General features: G+C 72.0%; 11 protein-coding genes. 6 read left to right on the plus strand and 5 right to left on the minus strand.

Annotated features, from left to right (window positions below; all coding sequences use genetic code 11):
• Positions 1-1,605, minus strand: coding sequence for a FadD3 family acyl-CoA ligase (locus ACWGIH_RS24285; protein ID WP_453446241.1), 1,605 nt, complete (start codon positions 1,603-1,605; stop codon positions 1-3).
• A 126-nt stretch (positions 1,606-1,731) separates the two neighbouring features.
• On the opposite strand from ACWGIH_RS24285, the gene ACWGIH_RS24290 reads away from it, so the two are divergent.
• From ACWGIH_RS24290 to ACWGIH_RS24300, 3 genes are all read left to right on the plus strand, one after another.
• A complete protein-coding gene (locus ACWGIH_RS24290; protein WP_453446240.1) occupies positions 1,732-2,883 on the plus strand; it encodes a lipid-transfer protein in 1,152 nt (383 codons plus the stop codon).
• Between the two features lie 83 nt (positions 2,884-2,966).
• Entirely contained in the window at positions 2,967-3,422 is a 456-nt protein-coding gene (locus ACWGIH_RS24295) for a Zn-ribbon domain-containing OB-fold protein (protein ID WP_453446238.1), read from the plus strand.
• A complete protein-coding gene (locus ACWGIH_RS24300; RefSeq protein ID WP_453446236.1) occupies positions 3,419-4,213 on the plus strand; it encodes an enoyl-CoA hydratase/isomerase family protein in 795 nt (264 codons plus the stop codon). The genes ACWGIH_RS24295 and ACWGIH_RS24300 overlap by 4 nt, the downstream gene beginning before the upstream one ends.
• 141 nt (positions 4,214-4,354) lie before the next feature.
• Here the strand turns inward: ACWGIH_RS24300 and ACWGIH_RS24305 are convergent, their stop codons facing one another.
• On the minus strand, positions 4,355-6,712 hold the full coding sequence (locus ACWGIH_RS24305) for an outer membrane protein assembly factor BamB family protein (RefSeq protein ID WP_453446234.1): 2,358 nt from the start codon (positions 6,710-6,712) through the stop codon (positions 4,355-4,357).
• A gap of 430 nt (positions 6,713-7,142) precedes the next feature.
• On the opposite strand from ACWGIH_RS24305, the gene ACWGIH_RS24310 reads away from it, so the two are divergent.
• Positions 7,143-7,790: a TetR family transcriptional regulator gene (locus ACWGIH_RS24310; RefSeq protein ID WP_453446232.1), complete on the plus strand. Its 648-nt coding sequence runs from the start codon at positions 7,143-7,145 to the stop codon at positions 7,788-7,790.
• An 83-nt stretch (positions 7,791-7,873) separates the two neighbouring features.
• Here ACWGIH_RS24310 and ACWGIH_RS24315 read toward each other — a convergent pair whose 3' ends face one another.
• Together ACWGIH_RS24315 and ACWGIH_RS24320 are read right to left on the minus strand one after the other, a co-directional pair.
• On the minus strand, positions 7,874-8,341 hold the full coding sequence (locus tag ACWGIH_RS24315) for a nitroreductase family deazaflavin-dependent oxidoreductase (protein WP_453446230.1): 468 nt from the start codon (positions 8,339-8,341) through the stop codon (positions 7,874-7,876).
• A 50-nt stretch (positions 8,342-8,391) separates the two neighbouring features.
• Positions 8,392-9,654: an acyl-CoA dehydrogenase family protein gene (locus ACWGIH_RS24320; protein WP_453446228.1), complete on the minus strand. Its 1,263-nt coding sequence runs from the start codon at positions 9,652-9,654 to the stop codon at positions 8,392-8,394.
• A 171-nt stretch (positions 9,655-9,825) separates the two neighbouring features.
• Between ACWGIH_RS24320 and ACWGIH_RS24325 the strand changes: the two genes are divergently transcribed.
• Positions 9,826-11,052 (plus strand): thiolase C-terminal domain-containing protein, encoded by a 1,227-nt coding sequence (locus tag ACWGIH_RS24325; protein ID WP_453446226.1) that lies wholly within the window; start codon positions 9,826-9,828, stop codon positions 11,050-11,052.
• 49 nt (positions 11,053-11,101) lie between these two features.
• On the opposite strand, the gene ACWGIH_RS24330 is transcribed toward ACWGIH_RS24325, so the two are convergent.
• Positions 11,102-11,332, minus strand: a complete 231-nt coding sequence (locus tag ACWGIH_RS24330; protein ID WP_451214757.1) for a hypothetical protein — start codon at positions 11,330-11,332, stop codon at positions 11,102-11,104.
• Between the two features lie 222 nt (positions 11,333-11,554).
• Here ACWGIH_RS24330 and ACWGIH_RS24335 point away from each other — a divergent pair, with 222 nt between their 5' ends.
• Positions 11,555-12,277, plus strand: coding sequence for a pyridoxine/pyridoxamine 5'-phosphate oxidase (locus ACWGIH_RS24335; RefSeq protein WP_453446224.1), 723 nt, complete (start codon positions 11,555-11,557; stop codon positions 12,275-12,277).
• The last annotated feature ends 42 nt before the right edge of the window (positions 12,278-12,319 follow it).

Below are 12,319 nucleotides of genomic sequence, written 5' to 3' on the forward strand. Positions count from 1 at the left end.
CTAGGGGCGGATGCCCCGCAGTTCACGCTTCAGGACTTTTCCGCTCGCGTTCCTCGGCAGTTCCGTGACGAACTCGATCTCCCTGGGCACCTTGTAGTTGGCCATCTCCCTGCGTGACCACGCGATCAGGTCGTCGGAGGTGAGGACCGCCCCCGCCCGCCGCACCACGTACGCCTTGCCCACCTCGCCGAGCCGCGAATCGGGTACGCCGACCACCGCCACGTCCGCGACCTGCGGGTGCACGCCGATGAGTTGCTCTATCTCGGCGGGGTAGGCGTTGAAGCCGCCGACGATGAACATGTCCTTGATCCGGTCCGTGATGCGGAGGTTGCCCGCCTCGTCGAGGACGCCCACATCGCCCGTCCGCAGCCAGCCGTCCGGTGTGAGCGCCTTCTTCGTCTCCGCCGGGTCCTCGAAGTAGCCCTGCATGACGTTGTGTCCGCGTACGAGGATCTCTCCCGGGTGGCCGGGGGAGAGTGCCTCGCCGCCGGGGCTCACCACGCGTACCTCCGTGTCGGGGATGGCGCGGCCCGAGGTGGAGGCGATGACGCGTGCGGCGTCTCCCTGGCGGCACATGGTGACGATGCCGCTCGCCTCGGAGAGGCCGTAGGCCGTCAGGACCGTGGCGATGTGCAGTTCGGTGCGCAGGCGCTCGACCAGTTGCAGGGGGACCACTGCCGCGCCCGTCACCACCAGGCGCAGGGCGGACAGGTCGTGCTGGTCGCGGGCGGGGTGGTCGAGGAGGGACTGGTGGAGGGTGGGCGGGCCCGGGAGGACCGAGATGCGTTCCGCCGCCACGTTGGCGAGCACCGTGTCCACGTTGAAGACCGGCTGCGGGATCATCGTCGCGCCGCGCATCAGGCAGGCGATGATGCCGGCCTTGTAGCCGAAGGTGTGGAAGAAGGGGTTGACGATGAGGTAGCGGTCGCCTTCTCGCAGGCCCGCGAGTTCGCTCCAGACGTCGTAGCAGCGCAGGGTCTGGGCGTGGGTGATGACGGCGCCTTTGGGGCGGCCTGTGGTGCCCGAGGTGTAGATGATGTCCGAGGGTGTCGCTCCGTCGACGCTTTCGGCGCGTTCTCGTACGTCGCCGCCGCTCACTCCGTCGCCGGCGGCCACGAAGTCCTTCCAGGTGCGGAAGTCCTCGGGGGCGTCGTCGGACAGGACCACCACCTGCTCCAGGTGCGGGAGGCCGGGCAGTGGGCCCTCTCCCGTGCCCTCCTGGGTGGCGCGGCGCAGTGAGGCGACGTAGGAAGTGCCGAGGAAGGTGCCGGTCACGAAGAGCAGCTTGGCGCGGCTGCGTCGCAGTACGTAGGAGGCCTCGGCGCCCTTGAAGCGGGTGTTGAGGGGGACGAGGACGGCGCCCGCCGACACGGCGCCCAGCGCGGAGACGATCCAGTCCAGTGTGTTGGGGGCCCAGACGGCCACGCGGTCACCGGAGTTGACGCCGTTGGCCATGCACGCGGCGGCGGCCCGTTCCACGCGTCGGCCGAGTTCCGTGTACGTGACGCGGGTGCGGCCCTCGACGACCGCCTCCCGGTCGCCGTACCGCTCGGCGGCCGCCCGGACAAGTCCCGGGATGCTGCCCCACTCCAGGTCGCCGCGCATCGCAAGCCCCTCCGCCGCAGTAGCTGACTATCCGTCAGATTAGCTGTAACCTGACGCGCTGTCAGCAGTCGGGACGACGTATGGCGAAGCCCTGGAGCCTCGCCACTCGCGGAGGTGCCGTTGCCCATGGCTTCACTCAAAGACGCTACAGCGATAGTCGGGATCGGACAGACCGCCTTCGCGAAACAACTGGCCGATGACGAGAAGACGTTGGCCTGCCGGGCGATCGTTGCCGCGCTTGACGACGCGGGCATCGCCCCGTCCGAGGTCGACGCCTTCGCCTCGTACACGATGGAGGAGACGGACGAGGTCGAGGTCGCCAAGGCGATCGGCGCCGGTGACGTGACCTTCTTCAGCAAGGTCGGTTACGGCGGCGGCGGTTCCTGCGCGACCATCGCACACCTCGCGGCGGCCGTCGCCACCGGACAGGCGAGCGTGGGCATCGCATGGCGGTCGAGGAAGCGGGGCAGCGGACCGCGTCCCTGGAAGAACACCGCCGTCCAACTCCCCACCCCGGGACAGTGGACACGCCCCTTCGGACTGCTCCGGCCCGCGGACGAGATCGGGATGCTGGCCCGCCGCTACATGCACGAGTACGGGGCGACCCGCGACCACCTCTTCAACGTCGCCCTCGCGTGCAGGAACCGGGCCAACCAGAACCCCGCCGCGATGATGTACGAACGGCCGCTCACCCGAGAGATGTACATGTCCTCACGCTGGATCAGCGAGCCGCTGTGCCTCTTCGACAACTGCCTGGAGACGGACGGGGCGTTGGCGTGCGTCATCGTCTCCGCCGAGCGGGCACGGGACTGCCGGCAGAAGCCCGTGTACGTCCACTCCGTCGCCCAGGGACTGCCCGCGCAGCACCACGGCATGGTCAACTACTGGAACGACGATCCGCTCACCGGCCCCGCGTGGACGGCGGCCCGGCACCTCTGGAAGCAGGCGGACTTCGCACCCCAGGACGTGGACGTGGCGCAGATCTACGACGCCTTCACCCCGCTGATCCCGCTGTCCCTTGAGGGGTACGGCTTCTGCGGCCGTGGCGAGGGCGGCGCGTTCACGGAGGGCGGCGCGCTGGAGAGCGGGGGACGGCTGCCGATCAACACGGGCGGCGGTGGCCTGAGCGAGGCGTACGTCCACGGCTTCAACCTCATCAACGAGGGCGTGAAGCAGCTGCGGGGCACGAGCACGGCGCAGGTGCCGAACGCTGCCACCTGCCTGGTGACCGCGGGCGAGGGTGTGCCGACGTCGGCGGTACTGCTGCGGGCCCCATAGGGGCGCGGGGCCGCATCGATATGCGGCTGCGCCGCGTGGCGCGAGCAACCACAACGCACTCGCAGACGGACAAGGACGATCACATGGCAGACGCGACGACAACGACCGAGCCCCTGCTGACCCCCACCATCGACAAGGACGGCGCCCCCTTCTGGGAGTACGCCGCCCGAGGCGAACTCCGGATACAGGCCTGCACCGCCTGTGACGAGCTGAGGTTCCCGCCCCGGCCCTGCTGTCCGCACTGCCAGTCCTTCGACAGCGAGTGGCGCAGGATGACCGGCCGCGGCCGCATCTGGTCCTACGTCCGCCCGCACCCGCCCCTGCTCCCCGCCTACGCGGAACAGGCCCCGTACAACGCGATCATCGTCGAGCTGGCCGACGCCCCCCGCATCCGGCTCGTCGGCAACCTCGTCGCCGCCCCGGACGCCCCGCTGGACTCCGTCGAGCCCGAGCGCCTGCGCATCGGCGCGAAGGTCCAGATCGCGTTCACCGACGTGGGCGGCATCGCGATGCCCCGCTGGCTCCTGGAGCGGCCATGAGCCTGCGTACCGCGTTCGACAAGGAATCGGGCGTCGCGGTCGTCACGCTCGACCGCCCGGACCGCCACAACGCCATCGATCTCGACACCGCCGGGCAACTCGCCGCCACCTGGCGGGAGTTCCGCTTCGATGACGCCGTGCGGGCGATCGTCCTGACCGGAGCCGGGGAGAAGGCGTTCTGCACCGGCATCGACCGGGACACCGCCGTCGCGCAGCCCGGCTCCCCGTACTCGATGGACGACCCGCTCCTGACCGTCGGCCCCAAGGCCAACGACCTGTGGAAGCCGGTCATCGCCGCCGTCAACGGCATGGCGTGCGGTGGCGCCTTCTATCTCCTGGGCGAGGCGGAGTTCGTCGTCGCCGCCGAGCACGCCACGTTCTTCGACCCGCACACCACCTACGGCATGGTCAGCGCGTACGAGGCGATCCTGATGGCGCAGCGCATGCCGGCCGGCGAAGTCGCCAGGATGTCGCTGATGGGCACGGCCGAGCGGATCTCGGCCCGGCGGGCGTACGAGGTGGGCCTGGTCTCCGAAGTCACCGCGCCCGATGACCTGTTGACGGCTGCGACCGGCGCGGCCGAGGTCATCGCCTCGTACCCCACCGAGCCGGTGCAGGGGACCGTGCGCGCGCTCTGGGCGGCGAAGGAGGCGGCCCGCGCCCAGGCCCTGGCCCAGGCGCCGCACCTCATCGCGCTCGGCAACCTGCCCCCGGAGCGGCAGGCGGAACTCTTCACGGGGCGCGGGCGTGGGCGTGGGCACGGGCCTGGTTCCGGCTTCCGGACCAGGTAGGCGGGTCCGGTCCGCCGCGTGGCAGGGTTCACGCACTCGGCGTAACGTCACGAGTGGACGGCCGCCGTCCGGAGCCCCTTCCGAAGCTGGTGCGACGGCCGTCACGAGGCGGTGGCCGCACCCCACGGAACGCGGACCTGTCTAGGGCCGCGCGGTGCCCGTCCCCCGCTCCGCGTCCAGCGCATACACGCAGCGGTCCTTGCTGCACGCGTACACCACGCCGTCCCGCACCACCGGCGCCCCGGTGATCTCGCCGCCCGTGGCCAGCTTCCAGCGCAGGCGGCCGTCGTCCGCCTTCAGCGTGTACAGCAGGTGGTCCGTCGACCCGAAGTGGATCCGCCGGTCCGCCACGACGGGCGTGCCGACGACCTCGCCGCCCGCCTGGAAACGCCACTTCGGCGTGCCCGTCACCGCGTCCAGGGTGTAGAGCCCCTTGCCGCTGCCCACGTGCACATGGCCGTCGGCGACGAGCACGGGCTCGATCGACGCCCGGGACTCCGTGGCGATGCGCCACCGGTCGCGGCCGTCCGTGGCGTCGAGGGCGTACACGGTGCCGAGGTAGTCCGCGAGGTACACGCCACCGCCGGTGACCGCGGGACCCGGCGCGAACGCGGGCGGACACAGGAACGCGGCGGGTGCCTCGAAGTGCCAGCGGACGTGACCGCCCGCCACGTCGATGGCGAGGACCCGGGAGCCGGCGGACACGTACACGTACCCGTCCTGGGCGGGCGCGAGGCGTACCGGGACGCCGCCGCAGGAGGCCGCGTCCCCGATGGGGTACGACCAGCGCTCGTCGCCCGTACGGGCCTCCAGGGCGCGCAGGCGGGCGTTCTGCCAGACGTAGACCGTGCCGTCGTGGACGACGGGTCCGGCCTCGGGGGTCTCGAAGTCGGTCTGGGCCCCGGTGATCTCCCAGAGCTTCTCGCCGTTGGCGGCCTCCCAGGCCTGTACGCCGCCGCCGCGTGTCCCGGTGACGACGGTGCCGCGGTCGGCCTGCAGGGAGTACACCCAGGCGTCGGTGTTCAGGCGCCACAGGTCGGTGCCGTCGGCGCCGTCCAGGGCGTAGAGCGTGGGGCCGTCGGAGGCGTGGATGCGTCCGTCGGCGACGCCCATGGACCAGGCGACGTCCCGCGTCTTGAAGCTGCGGCGGCCCGTGCCGACGTCCAGGGCGTGGACCTCGAAGGACGTGACGTAGACCAGGTTGCCCGCCACGGCCGGCGTCCCCCACACGTCGTTGGACATCCGGAAGCGCCACGGGCGCCACGCGGCCCCCGCGTCCGGCGCGGGGGCGGGTGCGGGCACCACGGGGTCGGCGCCGTTCACCGCGGCCTTGGACCGCGACCAGGAGGCGGCGAGCCCGGTGTCGGCGGGCACGGCGCCCACGGCGGCGCGGGCGTCGGCCACCCGCGGTCCCGGGCCGATCGGCACCTTCGCCCCGGCCAGGTGCACGGGTCCGGCGTCCGGCACGCCGCCGAAGGGCGGCGGCTGCGTGGGCGGTACCGGCGGCGCGTGCCGCGGAGGGGGCGGCGCGACGGCGGGTGCGCCACCGCGGCCGCCGCTCCGGCCGGAGGAGGCGAGCGCGGCCCGCGCGGGCGGACGTCCGCCGCGGCGGGACTCGATGAGCGCGACGGCCCGCTCCGGAAGCCAGGCGGAGGCCGTGCCGCTGTCGCCGTCCTCGCTCTCGGAGGCGAAGAGGTGCGGGGCGAGCTGGGCCTGGAGGTCGGCGGGGCTCGGCCGCAGGACCGCCTCCATCTGCATGCACGTCTCGATGAGCGGGCGCAGCTCGTCCGGGAGTCCCTCCAGGTCAGGGCCCTCGCGGAGCAGCATGAAGACGGTCTCCACGGGGTTCGCCCCGTGGAAGGGCGCGTGCCCGGTGGCGGCGAAGACGAGCATCGAGCCGAGCGAGAAGACGTCGCTGGCGCCGGTGACGCTGCGTGAGTCCTTCGCCTGCTCGGGTGACATGTACGCGGGGGTGCCCACGGCGACGTTCGTCATGGTCAGGCGGGTGTTGGAGACGCCGGACGCGATGCCGAAGTCGATCACCCGCGGGCCGTCCTCGACCACGAGGACGTTCGACGGCTTGAGGTCACGGTGGACGAGGCCCGCGCCGTGGATGGACTCCAGGGCCTCGGCGACGCCCGCCGCCAGCCAGCGCACGGCCTGGGTGGGCAGCGGCCCGTGCTCATTCACTATTTCTTCGAGCGAGGGAGCGGGCACATAGGCGGTGGCCAGCCACGGCACTGCCGCGCGCGGGTCGGCGTCGACGACGGCGGCCGTGTAGAAACCGGACACCGCCCGAGCCGCCTCGACCTCGCGCGTGAAGCGGACGCGGAACAGCTGGTCCTCGGCGAGCTCGGTCCTGACCGTCTTGATCGCCACGCGCCGCCCTGACGCGGAGCGCGCGAGGTAGACAAGGCCCATGCCACCGGCCCCGAGCCGGCCGAGCACCTCGAACGGGCCGATCCGCCTCGGATCGTGCTGCGTCAGCTGATCCACCACTTGCCCTGCCACCTCCCCGTACCCGGGCGCCGTATGAGCGGCCCCGTGCAGCGTCTCACCACCGAGCCGCTACGGCGGCACGCACCCTGATTCTTCCTGTCCGGGGCGGTGGTTGCGAACCCGGGGCGGGATCGGGGTGTTGTGGGACAAAGAAGACGCAAGAAGGAGGAGATAGGGGAGCGACATTTGATTCGAACGGTTTATCGAACTTGTGATCTATTCATTTTTCGGCCTCCGTCCCGCGCGCGAGCGGTGCCGGACCCGGTGCCGGACCCGATGCCGGACCGACGTCCGGCCCGACCCCCGACCCGGCGCCCACCCCCGCACGACCGGCGCCCGACCGGCGTACGGAAACGCAAGGAATACGGCCCCCAACCCCATTTGCACTCGGCCGAATCGCGCTCCGATCACCCCTCGGTAAGCTGACGGCATGACAGGACAGGTACGTACCGTCGACGGCCGCGTGGCCGGTCGGCGCGGTCAGGCGACGCGTCAGAAGCTGCTCGACTGCCTCAGCGAGATGCTCAGCTCCTCGCCCTACCGGGACGTCAAAGTCATCGACGTCGCCCGGAAGGCGGGGACTTCACCCGCGACCTTCTACCAGTACTTCCCGGACGTCGAGGGCGCCGTCCTGGAGATCGCCGAACAAATGGCCACCGAGGGCGCCGAGTTGACCCAGCTCCTCGACGGCCGTTCCTGGGTCGGCAAGGCGGGGTGGCAGACCGCACAGGAGCTGGTCGACGGCTTCCTCGACTTCTGGCGCAGGAACGACGCGATCCTCCGGGTCGTCGATCTGGGCGCCGCCGAGGGCGACAAGCGCTTCTACAAGATCCGCATGAAGATCCTGAACTCGGTCAACAACTCCCTTACGGACACGGTCAAGGAGCTGCAGGCCAAGGGCAAGGTCGACAAGGACGTGAACCCGGCGGCGATGGCGGGCTCCCTGGTCGCCATGCTCGCCGCGGTCGCCTCGCATCAGCGGGGTTTCCAGACCTGGGGCGTCAAGCAGGCCGAACTGAAGCCGAACCTCGCACTGTTGGTGCATCTGGGCGTGACAGGAAAGAAGCCGACGAAGTAGTACATCTCAAGTCCTGTCACCGCAGCGGCGGATCACGGTTTCCCAGTGATCCGCCGCTGTGTTACACCCCAGGGCCCGCACACCTACTCCGCGCGCCGCTCCAGACGGAACAGGCGGATCTCCCGCTCCACCCGGGACTGGTACGTCGCGTACGGGGGCCAGAACGTCAGCGCCGCCTCCCAGGCCGCGGCACGTTCGTCGCCCGCCAACAGCCGCGCCTTGACCGGAATGTCCGCGCCCCGCCAGTTGACGTCGGCATCCGGATGGGCGATGAGGTTGCCGGTCCAGGCGGGATGCCCCGGGCGCCCGAAGTTGGAGCCGATCAGGACCCAACTCCCCGACTCCTCCGGCATACAGGCCAGCGGAGTGCGCCGCGGCAGCCCGCTCTTGGCGCCGCGCACCGTCAGGATCACCCCCGGCAGCATCGTCGCGCTGAGCAGCACCTTGCCGCGCGTGAGGCGGTGCACCGTGCGGTCCATCGCGGGAACGACGTGCGGGGCGACCTTCGCGAAGGTCCGGGTGGACGACACCTTCTGCACCAACTTCTGCATCAACCGGAGGCCGCGGCCGCTCACACTGCGGGTCTTCGGACCGGGGGCCATCAGACGGCCGCCGCCGGCTGCGAAGGGGCGGGTGGTGGCACGTCCGCCGCGGCGAACAACTCGGCCCGTTCCGCCGCGCGTGCCCGCAGCCGGTGCACGGGCCCGAAGAGGAGCTCGTCGCTCGACGCCCGCTTGAAGTACAGGTGCGCCTCGTGCTCCCAGGTGAACCCGATCCCGCCGTGCAACTGCACGACCTCCGACGCGGCGGCCCGCAGCGCGTCGAGCGACTGCGCGAGAGCCAGGCCGCCCACCTGCTCGCGACCTCCCGCCTGCCCGGCGTCCACCCCGGGACCTGCCCCGGGAGCCGCCGCCGTGGCCCACGCCGCGTAGTACGCCGCCGACCGGGCGGCCTGCACCTGCACGTACACGTCCGCGAGGCGGTGCTTGACCGCCTGGAAGGAGCCGATCGCCCGGCCGAACTGCTCGCGCTGCTTGACGTATTCGACGGTCCGCTCAAGGGCACGGTCCGCCGCACCCACGGCCTCGGCGGCGAGCACGGTCGCGGCGACGTCACCGACGGCGGCGAGCGCGCCCGGCACATCGGCGTCGTCGGCCGCGCCCAGCAACTCGGCTTCCACGTCGCGCAGTTCGACGCGCGCCTGCGGCCGGGTCTCGTCTAGGGAGGTCTGCCGGGTGCGCACGAGTCCGGCGGCGTCCTCGCGCACGAGGTAGAGGAGCGTACGGGACCGGGCGAAGCCCCCCGTGTGCGCGGCCACGACGAGCAGTCCCGCGCTGTGCCCGTCGAGGACCTGCTCGGCCTGGCCGTAGAGCCGCCAGGCGCCGTCCGAGAGCTTGGCCTGCACACCGCCCGCACGGCCGCCGCCCGACCAGTCGCCGAGGTTGTCGCCGACCAGACCGAGAGCGGTGGCAAGTCCTGCGCCGGGCACGGCGAGCGCGGCGGTGAGGCCGCCGGTCGCGATGCGGGGCAGGAACTCCGACCGCTGTCCGTCGGTGCCGAGGCGCTGGATGAGCGGGGCGACGAGGGCGGCGGTGGCGAAGAGGGGCGAGGGGGCCAGCGCGCGGCCCAGCTCCTCGCTGCCGAGGGCGAGCTCCGCCGAGCCGCACCCCACACCCCCGTACGCCTCGGGGACGGCGATGCCGGGCAGGCCGAGCTGTTCGGCGAGCGCGGACCAGAGGGCGGCGTCGTGTCCTGCCGGGGTGCGGACAGCGGCCTTCACCTCGTCGGGGCCGCAGCGTTTGGTGACGAGCTCACGAAGGGTGCGGCGGATTTCTTCCTGCTCCGCGGTGAAGGCGGCGTCCATCGGCGGGCTCCTCCCCCGGGTCGCGGCCGTGCCCCTCGGCGCCGTGCACGAGGGCGGGCCGACCCGGATCTGACGGGCCGTCATGCTAAGGCGGCACCCGCGAGATGCACAGGGCCGCGACGGACGTAACACCCTCCCGGTGCCGCGCAGATCTGATGTACCGTCAGATTCATGCCAACTCCCCTCCCTCCAAGCCCACGTGCGGTGCCGCCGACGGCCGGTGCGGGCGCGGCGACCCGCCCGCGCAAGGTGGCCGTCGTCGGCATATCCCTCTCCGACTGCGGCCGCGTCGACGAGGCCACCCCCTACGCCCTGCACGCCCAGGCGGCCCGCCGCGCCCTGGCCGACTCGGGCCTCGGCCGCGAGGTCATCGACGGCATCGCGTCGGCGGGCCTCGGCACGCTCGCCCCGGTCGAGGTCGCCGAGTACCTGGGCCTGAAGCCGCGCTGGGTCGACTCCACCTCCGTCGGCGGCTCCACCTGGGAGGTCATGGCGGGCCACGCGGCGGACGCGATCGCTGCGGGGCGCGCCAACGCCGTACTCCTCGTGTACGGGTCGACGGCCAGGGCGGACATCAAGGCGAAACGGCGCACGTCGAACCTCTCGTTCGGCGCGCGCGGGCCCCTCCAGTTCGAGGTCCCGTACGGGCACTCCCTGATCTCCAAGTACGCGATGGCCGCGCGCCGCCACATGCACGAGTACGGCACGACACTCGAACAGCTCGCCTCGGTCGCGGTCCAGGCGCGCGCGAACGCGGCGACGAACCCCGACGCGATGTACCGCGACCCGATCACGGTCGACGACGTCCTGGGCGGCCCGATGATCGCGGACCCGTTCACCAAGCTGCACTGCTGCATACGGTCCGACGGCGGCTGCGCGGTGCTCCTGGCGGCGGAGGAGTACGTGGCCGACTGCGCCTCCACCCCGGTCTGGGTGCTCGGCACCGGCGAGCACGTCTCGCACACGACGATGTCGGAGTGGGAGGACTTCACCGTCTCCCCGGCGGCGGTGAGCGGCCGCCTGGCATTCGAACGGGCCGGGGTGCGCCCGCAGGACGTCGACGTGGCGGAGATCTACGACGCCTTCACCTACATGACCCTGGTGACCCTTGAGGACCTGGGGTTCTGTGCGAAGGGCGAGGGCGGCGCGTTCGTCGAGAAGGGCCGTCTGCTGCGGGACGGCGAGCTGCCGACGAACACGGACGGCGGCGGTCTCGCGGCCCAGCATCCGGGGATGCGAGGCCTGTTCTTGCTGGTGGAGGCGGTACGGCAGCTGCGCGGCGAGGCGGGCGACGGCCGCCAGGTCCGCAAGGCGGGCGGAAGCCTGCCGGAGGTGGCGGTGGCGTCGGGGACGGGCGGGTGGTTCTGCTCGTCGGGGACGGTGGTCCTCGGCCGGTGAGGCCTGCCGGGGCGGCGTCCGCCGCCCCTGGCCCCGCTGCCGGCCCTCCCTAGGAGACGTACAGCTTGTAGTAGCCGGTGCCGCCGGGCTTCGGGTCGCACCTGTAGTTGTTGAAGCCCTCGCGGACGTACTGCTGCCCGGCGTCGATGCACTTGCTCTGGCTCGAGTACGTGGCGATGTAGGTCCAGGCCTCGGCCTGGGCCTGCGCACCGGTGGCCCCCAGGCCGACCAGAGCGGCGGCTGCGGCGCCTGTGGTCAGAAGTGCTGCGAACTTGCGCATGGTGTTCTTCCTTCCCGAGCTTCCCGAACGGTCAAGGCGGTGGAAGTGACGCAGGAGGATCCTGTTGAAGAAGGGGCAGGCGCGCAACGCCTTCGTGAGATTGGCGAAGGAAAGTCCAAGTAGCCTTGGACAAAGGGGAGTTGTGTGACGCGGAGCCTTCGCCCCGGCCCGAAGCGGCGAGGGTTCGCGCAGCTGCGGGGCACGCTCCCGTAGATTCGCCGGATGGACGACACCGAGACCCCGGCCGAGATCCGGGCCGACGACCGGGCCGACGCGCCTGCCCGTGGCCGGGCCCTCCTGCGCTCGCTCCGCGTCTGGGACACCGACCTGCCCCCGTTCGACCTGGAGGCCGCCCCCGACCGGCCGCTGCCCCTGTTCTGGCAGTGGTTCACGGACGTGGCGGGCGCGGGGCAGGTGGAGCCGCACACCATGAGCCTGGCGACGGTCGACGAGTCGGGCCGCCCGGACGTGCGGACGCTGATGCTGCACGACGCAGACGAGGCCGGCTGGCACTTCGGCTCGCACGCGGGCAGCGCGAAGGGCCGCCAGCTCGCCGCGCACCCGGAGGCGGCGCTCGGCTTCTACTGGCCCGCGCAGGGCCGCCAGGTCCGGGTGCGCGGCCACGTCACGGCGGCGGGCCCGGAGGCGAGCCGCGCCGACCTCGCGCACCGGTCGACGGGGGCGCTGGCCTCGGCCCTGGTCGGCAGGCAGAGCGAAGTACTGCCGTCGTACGAGGAGTTGACGACCGTGAGCCAGGCCGCCTGGGAGCGCGCACGGGCGGAACCGGACGCACCGGCACCGAGCTGGACGCTCTACGTGCTCGACCCGACGGAGGTCGAGTTCTTCCAGGGCGACGCACGCCGACGGCACGTGCGGCTGCGGTACCGGAGGGGGACGGGCGGGGCCGAGGACGCAGGGTGGATCAAGGAACTGCTCTGGCCTTGAGGGGCGGGGGTCGAGTGGGGATCGGATGGGGATCGGGTGGGG

The organism is Streptomyces sp. NPDC054872 (assembly GCF_053610705.1).